The organism is Aliiroseovarius sediminilitoris (assembly GCF_900109955.1).
GTDB classification, from domain to species: Bacteria; Pseudomonadota; Alphaproteobacteria; order Rhodobacterales; family Rhodobacteraceae; genus Aliiroseovarius; species Aliiroseovarius sediminilitoris.
Genome location: NZ_FOJB01000001.1, coordinates 2,880,304 through 2,896,834, shown reverse-complemented (window position 1 = coordinate 2,896,834; position 16,531 = coordinate 2,880,304). Strand labels below are relative to the sequence as shown.

General features: G+C 59.9%; 15 protein-coding genes. 7 read left to right on the top strand and 8 right to left on the bottom strand.

Annotated features, from left to right (window positions below; genetic code table 11):
- Together BMY55_RS14255 and BMY55_RS14250 are read right to left on the bottom strand one after the other, a co-directional pair.
- Positions 1-1,722, bottom strand: a complete 1,722-nt coding sequence (locus BMY55_RS14255) for a tetratricopeptide repeat protein (RefSeq protein ID WP_245744748.1) — start codon at positions 1,720-1,722, stop codon at positions 1-3.
- A 133-nt stretch (positions 1,723-1,855) separates the two neighbouring features.
- Entirely contained in the window at positions 1,856-3,508 is a 1,653-nt protein-coding gene (locus BMY55_RS14250; RefSeq protein ID WP_091431608.1) for an electron transfer flavoprotein-ubiquinone oxidoreductase, read from the bottom strand.
- Positions 3,509-3,822: 314 nt separating this feature from the next.
- Here BMY55_RS14250 and greA point away from each other — a divergent pair, with 314 nt between their 5' ends.
- Positions 3,823-4,293, top strand: a complete 471-nt coding sequence (gene greA / locus BMY55_RS14245) for a transcription elongation factor GreA (RefSeq protein WP_091431606.1) — start codon at positions 3,823-3,825, stop codon at positions 4,291-4,293.
- Between the two features lie 77 nt (positions 4,294-4,370).
- Positions 4,371-5,390: a hypothetical protein gene (locus BMY55_RS14240; RefSeq protein ID WP_245744781.1), complete on the top strand. Its 1,020-nt coding sequence runs from the start codon at positions 4,371-4,373 to the stop codon at positions 5,388-5,390.
- Between the two features lie 26 nt (positions 5,391-5,416).
- On the opposite strand, the gene BMY55_RS14235 is transcribed toward BMY55_RS14240, so the two are convergent.
- From BMY55_RS14235 to BMY55_RS14215, 5 genes are all read right to left on the bottom strand, one after another.
- On the bottom strand, positions 5,417-8,743 hold the full coding sequence (locus tag BMY55_RS14235) for an efflux RND transporter permease subunit (RefSeq protein ID WP_091431604.1): 3,327 nt from the start codon (positions 8,741-8,743) through the stop codon (positions 5,417-5,419).
- A 3-nt stretch (positions 8,744-8,746) separates the two neighbouring features.
- Entirely contained in the window at positions 8,747-10,207 is a 1,461-nt protein-coding gene (locus BMY55_RS14230; RefSeq protein WP_091431602.1) for an efflux RND transporter periplasmic adaptor subunit, read from the bottom strand.
- A 125-nt stretch (positions 10,208-10,332) separates the two neighbouring features.
- Complete coding sequence (gene moaB, locus BMY55_RS14225; protein ID WP_091431600.1) at positions 10,333-10,887, bottom strand: molybdenum cofactor biosynthesis protein B; 555 nt, start codon at positions 10,885-10,887, stop codon at positions 10,333-10,335.
- Positions 10,888-10,896: 9 nt separating this feature from the next.
- Entirely contained in the window at positions 10,897-11,499 is a 603-nt protein-coding gene (locus tag BMY55_RS14220; protein WP_091431598.1) for a metallophosphoesterase family protein, read from the bottom strand.
- Between the two features lie 10 nt (positions 11,500-11,509).
- Positions 11,510-12,310 carry a uracil-DNA glycosylase gene (locus BMY55_RS14215; RefSeq protein ID WP_091431596.1) on the bottom strand — a complete coding sequence of 267 codons (801 nt, stop codon included), beginning with the start codon at positions 12,308-12,310 and terminating at the stop codon, positions 11,510-11,512.
- Between the two features lie 122 nt (positions 12,311-12,432).
- On the opposite strand from BMY55_RS14215, the gene BMY55_RS14210 reads away from it, so the two are divergent.
- From BMY55_RS14210 to BMY55_RS14190, 5 genes are read left to right on the top strand one after another with little or no spacing between them, the layout of a single operon-like run.
- Entirely contained in the window at positions 12,433-13,395 is a 963-nt protein-coding gene (locus BMY55_RS14210) for an aspartate carbamoyltransferase catalytic subunit (protein WP_091431595.1), read from the top strand.
- The gene (locus tag BMY55_RS14205) at positions 13,388-13,861 is read left to right on the top strand and encodes a hypothetical protein (RefSeq protein ID WP_091431593.1); all 474 of its coding nucleotides are present in this window, start codon (positions 13,388-13,390) and stop codon (positions 13,859-13,861) included. Before BMY55_RS14210 ends, BMY55_RS14205 begins: the two co-directional genes overlap by 8 nt.
- A complete protein-coding gene (gene pyrC, locus BMY55_RS14200; RefSeq protein ID WP_091431591.1) occupies positions 13,858-15,129 on the top strand; it encodes a dihydroorotase in 1,272 nt (423 codons plus the stop codon). Before BMY55_RS14205 ends, pyrC begins: the two co-directional genes overlap by 4 nt.
- On the top strand, positions 15,122-15,730 hold the full coding sequence (gene plsY / locus BMY55_RS14195; RefSeq protein WP_091431590.1) for a glycerol-3-phosphate 1-O-acyltransferase PlsY: 609 nt from the start codon (positions 15,122-15,124) through the stop codon (positions 15,728-15,730). Before pyrC ends, plsY begins: the two co-directional genes overlap by 8 nt.
- A gap of 19 nt (positions 15,731-15,749) precedes the next feature.
- Positions 15,750-16,217: a DUF805 domain-containing protein gene (locus BMY55_RS14190; protein ID WP_091431588.1), complete on the top strand. Its 468-nt coding sequence runs from the start codon at positions 15,750-15,752 to the stop codon at positions 16,215-16,217.
- Here the strand turns inward: BMY55_RS14190 and BMY55_RS14185 are convergent.
- Positions 16,214-16,468: a DUF167 domain-containing protein gene (locus BMY55_RS14185; RefSeq protein ID WP_091431587.1), complete on the bottom strand. Its 255-nt coding sequence runs from the start codon at positions 16,466-16,468 to the stop codon at positions 16,214-16,216. The genes BMY55_RS14190 and BMY55_RS14185 overlap by 4 nt on opposite strands.
- Positions 16,469-16,531: the final 63 nt, after the last annotated feature.

Sequence of the window (16,531 nt, the reverse complement as noted above, 5' to 3'; positions counted from 1 at the left end):
TCATTCGGCGGCGTTAAGGGGGGGCGCCCCTTCTTCTTCCAACACTACGTCCAACCCGACCTCAAGCTTGCGGCGGACTCGATCGGGGTTCATTTCTTCCAGATCCGTATCGTCGGTGACAAAGCTCAAGGCGCGGCTCCACTGGAACTCGGCTTCGCGTTGGCGCCCCACCGCCCAATAGGTGTCGCCCAGATGGTCATTCAGGATCGGATCAACGGGAATAAGTTCGACCGCACGTTCCATCTGTTCGACGGCTTCGTCATAGCGCCCCAAACGGAAAAACACCCATCCCAGGCTGTCAACGATATAGCCGCTGTCGGGGCGTGCGGCGACGGCGCGTTCGATCATGTCCAGCGCCTCGTCCAGATTTTCTTGTCGCTCAACATAGGTGTAGCCAAGATAGTTCAGGACATTCGGCTCGTCGGGGCTAAGTTCCAGTGCCTTGCGGAAATCAGCCTCGGCAGCCGGCCATTCGTCAAGTTTGGACAGCGCTATCGCGCGCTGGAAATAGGTGGCCCACTGACCAGGCAAGTCTTCCGAGAATTCGGCGATGGCCTGATCATAGGCCGCACGCGCCTCTTTGAAACGGTCCAGTTGCATCAGCGTATCACCCAAGGCAACCCTGAACCGTAACGTCTCGGGATAGGCATCGGCCAGGGCGCTTAGCTCTTCGATGGCTTCATCAAATTTCTCGGATCGGCGCAGGACATCGGTGCGCCCCAATGCGGCCTCCTGATACAGAAGACTGTCCTTCGGGACGCGACCGTAAGCCTCGACCGCGAGGTCGTGACGCTCCAACTGCTCCAACAGTCGTGCAGACAGCAAGGTGGCCGTGGCGTTTTTCGGATTCAGGTGTTCTGCAAGGCGGCTGAAGATCAGCGCGATGGTCGGGTCGCTGTCGACACTGCGACTTTCGGCCACCGCGAAAAACAGTTCCGCAACCCCGTCATTCGGCGAGGTGATTCCGGTGAATGGCAATACTTCGCCCGCTTCCAGCCGGGCGATGATGTCGTCGACCTCCGGGTCGACCAGCGGAGAGGCATTGGCCTTCAAAAGCTCCAAGGCATCGGCGTGGCGATCAAGCTGGCTCAACACCTGTGCATAAGCCAGAATACCGCCGCGGTTCAGTTGCAATGCACCTTGATCACCTCCAAGAATGCTTGCGGCGCCTTCAAAATCGCCGACATGAGCCAGCGCGAGCGCCTTCTGGAATTGGGCGAAAGAACGGCTGTTGGGATCTTGCGACAAGGCGTCGAACACCTCAAGCGCCTGTGACATCTGGCCTTGGCCCAGATTGGCCCAGGCCGTGATCATCTGGTCGACCACGCCGGCCACTGAAATACCGCTTTCCAGCAGAGCAATTGCTTCTGCCCATTTTTCGCTGGCCAGTGCATCGCCCAGAAGAACAAGGCCCGCCAGTTGATTGTCGGGATTGATCGAGGCCAAGCGGTGTGCATACGGCAAGGCCTTGTCAACTTCGCCCAAGGCCGTATGCGAGACAACCAACCCTTCCAACACATCTGCGCGGTCCGGGTTTTCCACCAGCGCGCGCGTTCCATATTCGACCACTTTGGCGAAATCGCCGGACAGGTCGGCCTGCCGCGCCGCCAGATAGGGCCCCGCCGCATTGGCCTGCGCCATGAGGGGCGTGAAACCGGAAAGATAGATTGCTGCCGCCATGGCGGCGACAAGTTGGCGAGAGGCGGAAAATCTAAGGGGCACCACGGACAACTTTCATATTAGATGGCTTCGCAGGTCGAAGCATTGAGTTGGAACCTAATCGGCAAGCACGGCGAAAACAATGAGGGGTGGCACATGGCCACCCCTCACTTTTGCGTTTTTTCGGAACAGGGTGTTACATGTTCGGATAATTCGGCCCATCGCCACCCTGCGGAACAGTCCAGGTGATGTTCTGGCTTGGGTCTTTGATGTCACAGGTTTTGCAGTGCACGCAGTTCTGAAAGTTGATGACGAAGCGCGGGTCTTTGCCGTCTTCCTCGACCACTTCGTACACGCCTGCCGGGCAATATCGCTGCGCAGGTTCGGCGTATTCGGGCAGGTTGACCTTGATTGGCAGATCGGGGTTGGTCAGCTTCAGGTGACAGGGCTGGCTTTCTTCGTGGTTGGTCGCCGAAAAGGAAACGTTGGTCAGGCGATCAAATGACAGTTTGCCGTCAGGTTTCGGATAGTCGATGATCGGAAAATCGGCCGCCTTGCCGGTGGCCTGTGCGTCGTTCTTGCCGTGCTTGACCGTGCCGAAGGGCGAGAAGCCCAAAAGCGACTGAACCCACATGTCAAACCCGCCCAGCACCAGCGATGCGGTCAGACCAAATTTCGACCAGAGCGGTTTGACGTTACGCACCTTTTTCAAGTCTTTGGCAACGTCACCTGTGCGCAGTTCGTCTTCGTATTCGGCAAGCTCGTCGCCTGAACGGCCGGCAGCAATGGCTTTCACGGCAGCATCCGCAGCAGCAATCCCCGACAACATGGCGTTGTGGTTGCCCTTGATGCGCGGCACGTTCACCAGCCCGACCGAACAGCCCAGCAGAGCACCGCCGGGGAACGAGGCTTTGGGCATCGACTGATAACCACCTTCGGATATTGCGCGCGCGCCGTATGCCACGCGTTTGCCGCCCTCAAGCAGCTTTGCGATCTCGGGGTGATGCTTGAAACGCTGGAATTCCATATAGGGATACAAATGCGGGTTCTTGTAGTTCAAGTGAACCACGAAGCCCACGAACACCTGATTGTTCTCAAGGTGATAGATGAACGAACCGCCACCGGCATTCTTACCCAAGGGCCAGCCCATTGTGTGGGTCACGGTGCCTTCGTGGTGCTTTTCTGGATCGATCTCCCAGATCTCTTTCATGCCAAGGCCGAATTTCGGCGCGTCGCGCCCCGCTTGCAGGTCATACTTGGCAATAATCTCTTTCGCCAACGACCCACGCACCCCTTCCGAAATGAAGACATATTTGCCGTGCAGTTCCATCCCCGGTTCGGTGTTGGGGCCATAGCTGCCGTCTTCTTCCAGCCCGAAGACACCGGCGACAACGCCTTTGACTTCGCCGTTGTCGCCGAAGACCAGATCAGAGCAAGCCATGCCGGGAAAGATCTCGACACCCAGCTCTTCGGCTTGCCCGGCCATCCAGCGGCAGACATTCGCCATTGAGACGATATAGTTGCCGTGGTTGTTCATCAGGGGCGGCATTGGCCAGTTGGGCACGCGCAGGTGGCCTGCCGGGCCAAGTACAAGGAAATTGTCTTTCTTAACCGGCACATTGATCGGTGCGCCCTTGTCTTTCCAATCCGGGATCAGCTTGTCCAACCCACAGGTATCCAGCACCGCGCCAGACAGGATGTGCGCCCCGACCTCGGACCCTTTTTCCAGCACAACCACATTCAGATCGGCGTTTTGTTGCTTCAGGCGTATGGCCGCTGACAGGCCAGCCGGGCCTGCGCCCACGATGACCACATCGTATTCCATGCTTTCGCGTTCAATGTCGCTCATTTTCTTTTCCCCGGATGGTCCGTTTCGCAAGATCGTTAGCTTGGCCCACCCGGCGGGTCAATCGGGACACTGCGTTACAACCGCATCCAAGGAGTGTTTTGCACCGATTTTCCACCTGTTTGCGCTGACATTCCCATTCGGCAATGTCGTGCCCATTTGCGACCACTTTGCTGAATAATGCCGTTGCAAATCGCGCGTGTTTGCTAGATTTTCGGCACAACCGGGTCGATTGCCCGCCAGAATGATCAAGACGATCCGATAATAACACTGTCAATGTGTCTATACGCATTGGCCACGGCAGAACGATAGGTCTCATGGATAAGATACCGCTGACGCGCGCGGGTCACACTGCGCTGAACGATGAATTGAAGCAGCTCAAATCCGAGGAACGCCCGGCCATCATCCGCGCGATTGCGGAAGCGCGCGAGCATGGTGATTTATCCGAGAACGCAGAATACCATTCCGCCCGCGAAAAACAGAGCTTCATTGAAGGTCGGATCAAGGAATTGGAAGGCGTCTTGTCGCTGGCCGAGGTGATTGACCCTGCGACCTTGTCAGGCGCGGTGAAGTTTTCGGCCACCGTGACGATCGTCGACGAAGACACGGACGAAGAAAAGACCTATCAGATCGTGGGCGAACCGGAAGCCGACATCGAGAACGGAAAGCTGAACATCAAGTCCCCGCTGGCGCGTGGATTGATCGGCAAGGAAGAAGGCGACAGCGTTGAAGTGCGCACACCCGGTGGCGAAAAGGCTTATGAGATCCTGAAGATCGAATGGATCTGACGCCGCGCGTTGCGGACACGAGGGACAGGATGAACGACAAGACGAAAAGCGGATCCGGAAGTCTGGGAACGGGACGTATGAGTGCGCTGAACGCACAGGTTCCGTCGCTCAGCGGGGGCGAGGTCATCGGCCTTTTGCTGTCCGGCCTGTGGCTGGCCGGGTGCATCCTGTTCTTTCTGGTTCTGGGATTCGGCAGCAGTGATGGCGAAGGCTTGTCCCAACCGTTGCAATTTCTGATGACGCTGGTGGCGGTGATTATGCCTGTTGCCGTGATCTGGGTCGCGGTTGCCGCGCTGCGGTCGGCACGGATCATGCGCGAGGAAAGCGTCCGCCTGAGCGCCGCGATTGACGCAATGCGCACGGCCTATATCCAGCAACAGCAGGGTTTCACCGGCACGCCTGCTCAGGCGTCTAAGGTCGAACAAAAGCTGGAAGAGATTGCAAAGGTCAGCCGCAAGACCGAAAGCGCGCTTGCGACTTTTACCTCGATCCGGCCCGGCATGCCGACGCTGGCCAACCCAACACCCGTCAATCCAAGCCCCGCCATTGCGTCCGATGCGGTGGGTCAGACCACTGCGGACCAAACAAGCCTTGCGCTTGGCACCCCGGTCGAAGACCTGAACCCACCCCTGTCGATCGAGGATTTTATCCGCGCGCTGCATTTCCCCGAAACCGCTGAAGATGCGGATGGGTTCCGGGCATTGCGCCGCGCACTGGATGACCGACAGGTCGCCGGGCTGGTGCAAGCTTCGCAAGATGTGCTGACCCTGTTGTCGCAGGATGGGATATATATGGACGACCTGCGCCCCGACCGTGCGCGCCCCGAAATCTGGCGCAAGTTTGCGGCGGGGGAACGTGGGCGCAGTGTGGCCGCGCTGGGTGGCGTTCGAGACAGGTCTTCTTTGGCCCTGACCGCCGGGCGCATGAAGCAAGACCCGATCTTCCGCGATGCGGCTCACCATTTTCTGCGTCGGTTCGATCAGACCTTTGCGGGCTTTGAAAAGAATGCCTCTGACGCGGATATTGCGGCTTTGGCCGACACACGCACAGCGCGGGCCTTCATGTTGCTGGGGCGCGTGACCGGGACGTTCGACTAAGCCCGGTTTGACTAGGCCCGGTTTGACTAGGCCCTGCGTCCACGCAACGCGACCGCACCGGCCAGATAACCCAGAACCGCGATACCTGCACTGATCAGTACGAAACCCGCGATGCTTTGCGCGCTTAGCCCCCAGAACATCACTGCCAGCGCGAAGGCGGCCAGCATCGCCAGTGCTGCACCAGCGACCAGCAAGGTTGCCGGTTTCAGCCCCTTGCGTGCACGCCCCCGCCACACCCGTTTCAGGGCATGAACCATTCTGCTCATATCTGCCTGTATGGCCACCAGCGCGGGCACCACCAGCAGCACAAGCACCATGCCAAAGCCCAGCCCATAGGTCAGCGTGATCACAGTGGGTTTCAGGAATTGAGCTTGTCGCGATGTTTCATAAAGCAACGGCCCAAGCCCCAGCACTGTCGTCATCGTGGTCAGCATCACAGGCCGCAACCGGTCTGCCGCCCCGTCAATGATGGCAGGCACCAATCCGCGTTCACGTGCGTATTCATCTATGGTCGTCACCAACACGATTGAATCGTTGATGATGATGCCCGTCATGCCAATCAACCCGACGACCGAGAACATGGACAAGGGCACCCCCCATTGCACGTGGCCGAAAATGGCACCGACCAGACCGAAGGGGATGATCGCCATGACCACCAACGGCCGCGTCCAGCTGGAAAAAATCCACGCCAGTGTCAGAAATATACCCAACAGCACCAGGATCAGGCCGGATTTCGCGTCCGACAGGAATTCCTGCTGTTGCTCGGCCAAGCCGCCCAGTTGGAAGGCGATGCCAAAATCCTCGGCCAGTTCTGGCAGGATTTCGGTTTCAATGGTGCGTTGGATTTCCTCGGCGCGGGCGGCGTTGTTTTCGTCGATATCGCCGGTCACATTGACCAGACGGATGCCGTTTTCGCGCTGAACGCTGGCAAACCCGGTGCGTGATCGGACCGAGACGAGATCAGCCAGGTTCACATAGGTGCCGCTGTCCGTGCGCAGCTGTGTGCGTTCCAGGAAGTCCGACGTCTGTTCGGTTTCGGGCAATTGCACCCGGATCTCAGCCGACCGGGTGCCATCGGGATAGCTGGCCGCCTCGATCCCGTTCAGGCGGTTGCGCAGCACGCGCCCCAGACCGTCGATGGTAAAGCCAAGCGCCTGCCCCTGCGCCGTCAGATCAAGGATCAACTCCTCTTTGTCATAAGACAGGCTGTCCTCCAGCGCCGAGACTTCGGGAAAGGCCGACATACGGGTGATAAACGCCTCGGATGCGGCTTTCAGCTGGTCAGATGTCGCGCCGTAAAACTCGACATCCAGACTATCGCCACCTGGGCCATGGCGGTTGCCACGGAATGACAACACCTCAAGCAGAGGGTGGCTTGCAACCGCTTCTTGCAGCGCACCGACAAAGGCAAACGCACTATAGGGGCGCAGGTCCGCATCAATCAGTTCGACCGACACGGATCCAAGCAGATCGGTATCTTTGCCATCCACGCCGGACAGTCCGCGCCCGGCATTGCCGCCAATTTGTGCCAAAGCATGCACCACCGGGTTACGGCCGTATTTGCTTTCAAACTCGGCTGCCGTATTCTCGACCGCGTCCTGAACAAGCCGCATCATGTCGAGCGTGTCATCCTTCGTCGCGCCGGACACCATCGCAAAGTTCCCCGTGACAGATGACTGTTCAGGGGCGTTGAAGAAGCGGAACGCCAGATCACCGCGGATAAAGATCGACGTCTGGCTGGCAAGGATCATCAGTGCCATGGCAATTACCGGATAGCGGGCCTTGATCACCCAGCCCATCACACGCCGGAATGCGTGATCACGCACCCACCGAAACCCTTTGTTCACCTGACGCGACGGCCAGTCGTACCAATGTTCCTTCACGGTGTGGGTCAGGGCGTGCGCCATGTGGTGTGGCAGGATCAGGAAACATTCGACCAGCGACGCCACCAGCACCACGATCACGGTAAAGGGAATATCGGCGATCATATCGCCAAACCGTCCGCCAATGGCGGTCAGGCCAAAAAATGCGATCACCGTGGTCAGAGTTGCAGAAAACACCGGCGGAAACATGCGTTTGGCTGCATTTTCCGCCGCCTCGATCGGGCCTTCACCCAGCCTGCGGGCGCGAAAATCTGCGTGTTCGCCTACCACGATGGCATCATCGACCACGATCCCCAGCGTGATGATCAGCGCGAACAGCGAGATCATGTTCAGCGTCAACCCCGACATATACATCAGGAAGATCGCGGTGGTCATCGCGACAGGAATACCCGCTGCCACCCAAAACGCGGTGCGGGCGTTCAGAAACAGGAACAGCAGCAAAAGCACAAGGGCCAGCCCCTGCAAGCCGTTTTTCATCAAGATGTTGATCCGGGCCGTGATCAAATCGGACCGGGTGCGCACCAGCGAGATTTTCACCCCATCGGGCAGCGTGGGCAGCAGTTCGGCGCGGACCTCTTCGACAATTTCCTGCATTCGGATGGCATCGCCCTGGGCCGAGCGGGACACGTTCAGCGCAATCGCCGCATCGTCGCCGACGAAATAGGATCGGTTGCGGTCAACACCTTCAACATTCACCTGAGCCACGTCACCAACGGTCAGTTTCGATCCGTCGGGGTTTGACCTTAGAACAATCGCCTCGATCTGGTCGGCGCTGCGTTTGGCAACGCCTGTGCGCACACGCGCAGCACCGGACGCCACGTCGCCCGCCGGGGCGGCGCTCACTTCGCCCGCGATGGCCTCGGCGATTTGGGCCATGGTAACGTCGTGCTCGATCAGCGACAATGAAGTCACTTCGACTACCGTTCGTGGCGCTTCGAACCCGCGAATACCGGTCCGTGTGACGCCACGTTCGAACAGGCGGATGATCATCTCATCGGCGAAACGCCCAAGTTGTTCGATCCCGACAGGGCCGGAAATGACAACATCCGTCACACTGTCGCGCCACGCGCCGCGCCTGACCTGCGGTGTGTCGGCATCTTCCGGCAAGTCTGACAGTTCATCCACGGCGGTTTGCACATCATCGGCCGCACGGGCGACATCCCAGCCGGGTTCAAACTCCAGCGTGATACTGGCGCTGCCTTCGAAGGATCGTGAGCTGACGCTTTCCACGCCTTCGACCGCCAGAAGGGCGGGTTCCATGACCTGCACAATCGCCTCGTCCACGTCTTCGGCACCAGCGCCCTGCCACGTGGTCTGCACCGAGACGCTTTCGATCACCACATCGGGAAAGAACTGCGCCCGCATCCGGGGGTAGGCGAACAGGCCAAGGGCGATCAGCACCACCAGAAGAAGGTTCGCCACTGTGGCGTGGCGCGTGAAATAAGACAGAAGGTTCAGATCGCGCCCCATTATCTAGTGTCCCATCCGCTGTTCCAGCCGCGCAAGCGTGTCTGCGGGCAGGATGCCAGTATCCAATTGGGCCAGAATGCGTTCCCGTGCATCTTCGGGCATCCGGTCATTGCTTTCCACAAAGCTGCGCAGAAGTGCGACCCGTTCGGGGGCAAGCGTGACCATCTCGGCCTGAGGCTCGGGTGCAATGCCTTCGCCTGAACGGACGGGACGGACACGGATGCCAGCCCCCAACGCAGGGGTGCGTTCGACCACGATTTCCTGCCCCTCAAGCGCCGTCGCGCGCACGATTACGTCATTGTCCTGACGGCGCAAAAGCTCGACCTTCGCGCTGCTCAGGCGATCCTCTGGCCCCAATACCAGAACCTCGTTCTGGGCGCTCAGCGCCGATGCCGGCATCAGGACAGTGTCCGGCAAGGCAGGTTCGGCCACGATAACGGTGACAAAGTCGCCCGGTCGCATACCGGGCGAGGGTTCAAGCGTGGCAAATATCTGGCGCCCGGTCTGGCCTTCGCCGACATCCGCGCTTTCGCGGTCAATCCGTCCGGTTGCGGTCAGGTTCAGGCCAGCGGCCGCCAGCCGGACGGTTACATCAGTGTTTGCCAACCGACCATCGGCCCCAAGCAGGCGCGCATACTGGGCCGCCGAGACACGGAACCGAACCTCAAGTGCTGAAGGGTCAATGATGCGCCCGATCTTTTCGTTCGCGGCTACGACTCCGCCGCGCAACACTGTGACGTCCGTCAGAATGCCGCTGATTTCTGCCGTAATCTGTGTTTCTTCAAGACGCCGCTCGGCTTCGTCCAGCTGGATTTCGCTGCGTCGCAAGGCCGCCTCTGCGGTCGAGACGCGGGCCTGCGCCGTGATCACCGATTGACGCTTGCCCAGCACCGCCTGCTGTGCAGCCGATGCCGCAAGTGCTGCCGTTTCAACCGCCGCTTCAGTGCCCACGCCACGTTCGACCAGATCGCGCTGTCGGGTCAGGGCGGCTTCGCGCAGATCGGCCTGCCGTGTGGCATTGTCCAGATCGTCCCGCGCCAGTTCCAGTGCCGCGCGTGCGTCCCGCAGCTCTGCCTCGGCCTGTGACACGTCGGTTTTTGCCAGTTCCAGCGCAAATTCGAAATCTGTCGGGTCAATCCGCAGAAGCGGATCGCCTTCGCGCACCGCCCCGCCGGTTTCGAAATTCGGTGCGATCTCGGTCACGGTGCCCCCGGTCAGGGCGCGCACGTCCAGTGCGCGCCGCGATGACAGCTCGCCATAGGCGGTTAACTTTGGCGCTATGGTTTGCGCCGTGACCGTCATGACATTGGCCGAAAACACCCGCTCGCTCGCGCTCGGTTCTGCGCTGTCGCGTTCAGCCCGAGCCTTGAAGGCTGAAGTTACCATGCCGGCAGCCAACGCAAGCAACCCGACGGTTAAGGCCAGAAGGAACAATCCGGTCAGGCTGCGGCCCAAAAATCGCATGTTACTACTCCACTGATCGCCAAAACATCCTGTCCTGCTCTGCCTTTACAGGCAAGTGGCGCGTAGTCACAGTTTCGGCACGTCGACGGTGTGCATTTCTAGTAAGCTTCAAACGAACGAGAAGATCATTTCCGTCGCTTATGTTCGTCCAATCGCGGAAAAATTTCGACGAAATTGCACGGCATGTGACGATAATCCAGCTGATGCACCAAAATGTCGTCCCACGCGTCCTTGCAGGCACCGGTGCTTCCGGGCAGTGCAAACAGGTAAGTTCCATTGGCAACGCCACCTGTGGCGCGGCTTTGCACCGCAGATGTTCCGATCTTGTTCATCGAGATGATTGTGAACACAGTCGAAAACGCCTCGATTTCCTTTTCATAGACATCGCGATGCGCCTCGACCGAGACATCGCGCCCCGTCAGCCCGGTGCCACCGGTCGAGATGACTACATCAATGTCAGGGTCCAGTGACCAGGCGCGCAGTTGATCCGCGATCTGGTCGCGTTCATCGGGGCAGATCTTACGGTCCGCCAGAATGTGGCCCGCTTGTTCCAAACGCGTTACCAGCGCGTCGCCAGATCGATCCTGCTCCATCTTGCGGGTATCGGAAACCGTCAGGATGGCGATCCGCACCGGAATGAAATCACGCGTGGCGGCTTGGGCGGGTGTGATGTGGGACATGGGATGATCCTAGTTGAGTGTAATCCAGTTGGGCGTCGGGCCGAGGTTCATGACCTTCGATGCCCCGATCTGGCCGCGCGCGCCCCACGCATCGTGAATGTGACCGCACAGCACCCATTTGGGTGCCAGTCGCGTCACCGCCTCCAACACAGCGTGCGAACCAAGCGACCCCAGTTCGGAATGCTGATCCGCCACACCTTTGGGTGGGGAGTGCGAGATCAGGATATCGGCACCTGTGATGGGTGTCAGCATCGACCGGGCTTCGTCCTCGGTCAGGTCGAACGAACGCCAGGGGATCGCGGGCGGTGGTGGGATGGCCGCGCCGATACCGGCGATGGTCAAACCGCCAATCGTTGCGGTTTCGCCGTGCAATATCGTCACGTCGCTTCCCGTGAATGCGGCGCGAAGCTCGGTTTCCGTTTCGTTGTTGCCGGGCACGAACACCGCACGTGTGCCCCAATCGGCGAATGGGGCGACATAGTCCACCAGCCCGTCGCGCCGATGCGCATAATCGCCGACGCCAAGGATCAGATCGGCGTCGCTTGCGGCATCCAACAGGTTTCTTGCCGCAAGGTTGCTCAGGTGCAGGTCTGAAAAGGCGAGGATTTTCATGCCAGGTCTTTCATGCCAGGTCCCGGAGTTTTGCCTGAATGGACAAAAGATCGGCCCACGCTTCACGTTTGGCGGCGGGCGTGCGCAACAGATAGGCGGGGTGGGTCATTGGCATTACGGGTTTGCTCCATGCCTCCTCCCACCTGCCGCGCATACGCATGATACCTTTACGCCCCAACACTGCCTGACACGGTGTGTTGCCCATCAAGACAAGCACATCAGGGGCCACCAGTTGGACGTGGCGTTCCACAAATGGGACCATCATCGCAATTTCGTCAGGGCTGGGGTCACGGTTGTTGGGCGGGCGCCATGGCATCACGTTGGTGATGTAAATCGCGTCTTTCGACAGCGGCGCGTCGCGCCCCATACCGATGGCGGCGAACATCTTGTCCAGAAGCTGGCCTGCGCGCCCGACAAAGGGTTTTCCTGCAATGTCCTCGTCCCGTCCGGGGGCCTCGCCGATGATCATCACACGCGCGGCGGGGTTTCCATCGGCAATCACCGTGTTCCGTGCGCCGCGTTTCATCTCGCAGCCATCGAACGCTTCGATGGCGCCCCGCAGCGCGTCCAGATCTTTGACCGCCGCCGCCGCTTGTTTCGCCGACGCGACATGGTCGCGCCGCGGGGCGGCGGGCGGTTTTGCCGCGGTGACGGGGGTCGATCCGTCCGGTGCTGCCATGCGGGGTTTCGGCAAGGTCGGTTCAAGCGCGTAGCGGTCCACAGGCGTATCGCTGATCGCGTCCACCGCACCCAGTTCGATATACCATTCCAGAAGCGCTTTTGCGCTGTGCCAGTCTTGTGCCGATTCCATGGCTCACAGCCTATGTCCGGGCGCGGGGAAGGTAAACGGGGCGATATGCATTCCGGCGCGCAGGGGATGGACGCGACGCCCGCCCGATCCTATAAGCGCATGGAAACAGGACGGAGGCCCGTATGACATTCCGCCAGCGCCATCTTCTGGGCATCGAACAGCTTCGCCCGGAAGAGATAAAAACCGTTCTCGATCTGGCCGACAGCTATGTGGATCTGAACCGCTCGACGCAGAAACGCTCGGACGTTTTGGCGGGTCTTACCCAGATCAACATGTTCTTCGAAAACTCGACCCGCACACAGGCGTCGTTCGAGATAGCGGGCAAGCGTCTGGGCGCGGATGTGATGAACATGGCAATGCAGGCGTCGTCGATCAAAAAGGGCGAGACGTTGATTGATACGGCGCTGACGCTGAACGCGATGCACCCCGACCTGCTGGTCGTGCGTCACCCCCATTCGGGTGCGGTGAACCTGTTGGCTGAAAAGGTGAATTGCGCAGTCTTGAACGCAGGTGACGGCAAGCACGAACACCCGACGCAGGCGTTGCTGGATGCGCTGACGATCCGGCGCGAAAAGGGACGGCTGCATCGCCTGACCATTGCAATCTGTGGCGACATCGCCCACAGCCGGGTGGCGCGATCCAACCTTATCCTTCTGGGCAAGATGGAGAACCGCGTGCGCCTTGTCGGTCCGCCCACGCTGATGCCCTCGCAAATCGACCAGTTCGGGGTCGAGGTTTATGGCGACATGGAGGAAGGTCTGAGAGACGCCGACGTGGTCATGATGTTGCGCCTACAGCGTGAACGGATGGACGGCGGCTTCATCCCGTCCGAGCGTGAATACTATCACCGCTTTGGTCTGGACGCCGAGAAGCTGGCCCATGCCAGGCCCGATGCGATTGTCATGCATCCCGGCCCCATGAACCGGGGGGTCGAAATTGACGGCACAATCGCCGACGACATCAACCGGTCTGTCATTCAGGAACAGGTCGAAATGGGGGTTGCCGTGCGCATGGCGGCCATGGACCTTCTGGCCCGGAACCTGCGTGCCGAACGTGCCGCCCAACCCGAGGATGTCTATGTCTGATCATGACTTCGAATTGGAACCCCGTTTGGAAAATCAGACCGGCCCCGAGCTTGAGCCGGGCGAGCGCCTGATCGAAAGTTTTTCCGGCAACCTGACCACCTATGTCAAAGAACATGTTCTGCTGGCTGCGCTGGGGTCGGTGCTGATGTCAGGCATCCTGATCTATCTGGGCAATCCCCATGCCTGGACCGGTGTTGTCGGGGCCGTCGCAGCCATCGCTGTGCGGGGGCTCTATGTCGCCCGCGAGCAGTTGGGATTTACGTGGTATCTGACCAACCGGCGGCTGATCGGGCCGGGCAATCGGACGATCCTTCTGGGCAATGTTCAAAAGGTGAATGTCATCTTCTCGGCCGCTCAGGTGGTGACGCGGACCGGCGACAAGTACATGTTGAAATATCAGGCCGACACCAAGGCCACTCAAGCCGCGATTGACCGCGCGCGCGGGGTGATGGGGGACACTGCATGACAACGACTTTCACCAATGCGCGCCTGATTGATCCTGATACTGGCACTGACGCGCTGGGCTGTCTGACCATCGAGGATGGCTTGATCACCGGTGTAAATGATGGGGAAAACGGCGAGGTGTTCGACTGTGGCGGAAAATGTCTTGCCCCCGGCATTGTCGATATCGGCGTAAAGATCGGTGAGCCGGGGGAACGCCACAAGGAGAGTTTTCGCAGTGCGGGGCTGGCGGCGGCGGCGGGCGGAGTCACGACAATGGTCATTCGCCCGGATACGACACCGGCCGTGGACACCCCTGAAGCGCTGGCATTCGTGGCGCGGCGGGCTTCGCAGGCTGCACCCGTCAACGTGCATTCCATGGCCGCACTGACCAAGGGGCGCGCAGGCCGCGAGATGGTTGAAATGGGGTTTATGCTGGATGCCGGTGCTGTCGCCTTCACCGATTGCGATCATGTCGTCACCGACAACAAGGTGTATTCCCGCGCCATGACTTATGCGCGCAGTCTTGGCGCATTGATCATCGGCCACCCCCAAGACCCGAACATGTCCAAGGGGGCCGCTGTGACCTCGGGCAAGTTCGCGTCGTTGCGCGGTTTGCCCGCCGTCAACCCCATGGCCGAGCGGATGGGGCTGGAACGTGATCTGGCCTTGGTCGAAATGACCGGCGTCTCCTACCACGCCGATAACCTGTCCACCGCCCATGCGTTGCCTGCTTTGGAGCGTGCCAAAGCCGCCGGGCTGGACGTGACCGCCGGTGTCAACATCCACCACCTGACGCTGAACGAGTTGGACGTGGGCGACTATCGCACCTTCTTCAAGGTCAAACCACCTCTGCGATCCGAAGAAGACCGGCTGGCGATGGCCGAAGCCGTGGCGATGGGTCTGATTGACGTCATCTCGTCCATGCACACGCCGCAGGACGAGGAAAGCAAACGCCTGCCGTTTGAAGAAGCGGCCTCGGGCGCAGTGGCCTTGGAAACGCTTCTGCCCGCAGCCATGCGGTTGGTCCATGCTGGATTGATTGACCTGCCGACACTCTGGTGTGCGCTGTCCCTGAACCCTGCGCGTCGTTTCAGCCTGCCGGGTGGCGAGCTGTCCGTGGGCGCCCCTGCTGATCTGGTTCTCTTTGACCCCGATGCGCCCTTCGTGCTGGACAGGTTCAAGCTGAACTCGAAATCCAAGAACACGCCATTTGACGGCGCGCGGATGGAGGGGCGGGTGCTTGGCACATGGGTCGGCGGCGAACGCGTATTTGGGGGCGACGATGCCTGAGTTGCTCACCCAACTGCCCGTGCTCGTGGCAGTCGCGGCCGTGGGCTATCTTCTCGGCTCGATCCCTTTCGGCATCGTCATGGCGCGTCTGTTTGGACTGGGCGATCTGCGTCAAATCGGATCAGGCAACATCGGCGCAACCAACGTGCTGCGCACCGGGAATAAGCCTGCTGCCTTGCTTACCTTGCTGGGTGATGCTGGAAAAGGGGCGGCGGCGGTGTTGATTGCACGGGCGCTGTTTGCGGATGACGCTGCCCAAATCGCCGGGTTCGCGGCCTTTCTGGGCCATTGTTTCCCCATATTTCTGGGTTTCAACGGTGGCAAGGGGGTTGCCACTTGGCTTGGTACGATGTTGGCGCTGGCCTGGCCGGTCGGGCTGACCGCCTGTATCACTTGGCTTGTGGTCGCCCTGTTGTTCCGCGTCTCGTCGCTTGCCGCCTTGGCGGCGGCTGCCTTGTCGCCGATTTGGGCGATGTTGCTGGGCTTTCCGAGTTACGTGGTTCTGTCGATCGCGCTTGCGTTGTTGATTTTCCTGCGTCATCGCGCAAACATCGAACGACTGATCGCCGGGGACGAACCCCGTATCGGCGGCAAGAAGTAACCTGCACAGGGGACAGATCATGAGCTTTATGGAATCAATTCGGGCGTGTTTTTCGAAATACGTTACATTCAGCGGGCGCGCCCAAAGGTCAGAGTTCTGGTTCTTCGCGCTTTTTGTTTTTGCCGGGCAGATCATTCTTGGCATTTTTGACAGCTTCCTGTTCGGAACCGTGACAACCATGGAAGGCGGATTCGAAGCGCAAACCTCCACCCCGATATTGTCCGGGCTGTTTGGCTTGGCGACCTTGCTGCCCATGATCTCGGTGGCGGTGCGCAGGCTGCATGACACAGATCGCAGCGGCTGGTGGTATTGGCTGGCCCTGGTCCCGCTGATCGGTATCATCATCCTTATCGTCTGGTATGCCAGCAAGGGCACGAATGGCGCCAACAAATATGGCCCCGATCCGTTGGGTGGGGGTGGCTATGATGACCCAAACGAGGGATCTTATGCCGCGTCGTCCATTCCGCGTGTGGGTGATCAGGGTTAATCAATCCGAAACACTTTGTCCCGGGATCTCGCGCCTTGGATCAGAACAAGGCGCGATGTCGCGATCCCCAGCACCTGTGCCAACAGCTTGATGACGGCTTTCGTCGCCTTGCCGTCCTCTGGGACGGTTGTGACCGAGACGCGAATCTGACCGTCCCGTTCTTCAACTTGATTGCGCGCGGCCTTGGGTGTGACACGCACCGACAGCAGCGCGCCCGGTTTGGCCAGATATGACAGGTCGCCTTTCTTCATGGCGTAATCCTGTCGTGTGGGGCTGGACGATGCAAGCACACTGGGTCACTCTGCTTCAAGTAA

What these genes read in the sequence shown, in the direction of transcription:
- BMY55_RS14240 (WP_245744781.1), top strand. Translation starts at nt 4,371, where the DNA reads ATGAGTGCGCTGAACGCACAGGTTCCGTCGCTCAGCGGGGGCGAGGTC.
- BMY55_RS14220 (WP_091431598.1), bottom strand. Translation starts at nt 11,499, where the DNA reads ATGAAAATCCTCGCCTTTTCAGACCTGCACCTGAGCAACCTTGCGGCA.
- BMY55_RS14190 (WP_091431588.1), top strand. Translation starts at nt 15,750, where the DNA reads ATGAGCTTTATGGAATCAATTCGGGCGTGTTTTTCGAAATACGTTACA.
- pyrC (WP_091431591.1), top strand. Translation starts at nt 13,858, where the DNA reads ATGACAACGACTTTCACCAATGCGCGCCTGATTGATCCTGATACTGGC.
- BMY55_RS14215 (WP_091431596.1), bottom strand. Translation starts at nt 12,310, where the DNA reads ATGGAATCGGCACAAGACTGGCACAGCGCAAAAGCGCTTCTGGAATGG.
- greA (WP_091431606.1), top strand. Translation starts at nt 3,823, where the DNA reads ATGGATAAGATACCGCTGACGCGCGCGGGTCACACTGCGCTGAACGAT.
- BMY55_RS14210 (WP_091431595.1), top strand. Translation starts at nt 12,433, where the DNA reads ATGACATTCCGCCAGCGCCATCTTCTGGGCATCGAACAGCTTCGCCCG.
- BMY55_RS14230 (WP_091431602.1), bottom strand. Translation starts at nt 10,207, where the DNA reads ATGCGATTTTTGGGCCGCAGCCTGACCGGATTGTTCCTTCTGGCCTTA.
- BMY55_RS14235 (WP_091431604.1), bottom strand. Translation starts at nt 8,743, where the DNA reads ATGGGGCGCGATCTGAACCTTCTGTCTTATTTCACGCGCCACGCCACA.
- BMY55_RS14185 (WP_091431587.1), bottom strand. Translation starts at nt 16,468, where the DNA reads ATGAAGAAAGGCGACCTGTCATATCTGGCCAAACCGGGCGCGCTGCTG.
- moaB (WP_091431600.1), bottom strand. Translation starts at nt 10,887, where the DNA reads ATGTCCCACATCACACCCGCCCAAGCCGCCACGCGTGATTTCATTCCG.
- BMY55_RS14205 (WP_091431593.1), top strand. Translation starts at nt 13,388, where the DNA reads ATGTCTGATCATGACTTCGAATTGGAACCCCGTTTGGAAAATCAGACC.
- plsY (WP_091431590.1), top strand. Translation starts at nt 15,122, where the DNA reads ATGCCTGAGTTGCTCACCCAACTGCCCGTGCTCGTGGCAGTCGCGGCC.
- BMY55_RS14250 (WP_091431608.1), bottom strand. Translation starts at nt 3,508, where the DNA reads ATGAGCGACATTGAACGCGAAAGCATGGAATACGATGTGGTCATCGTG.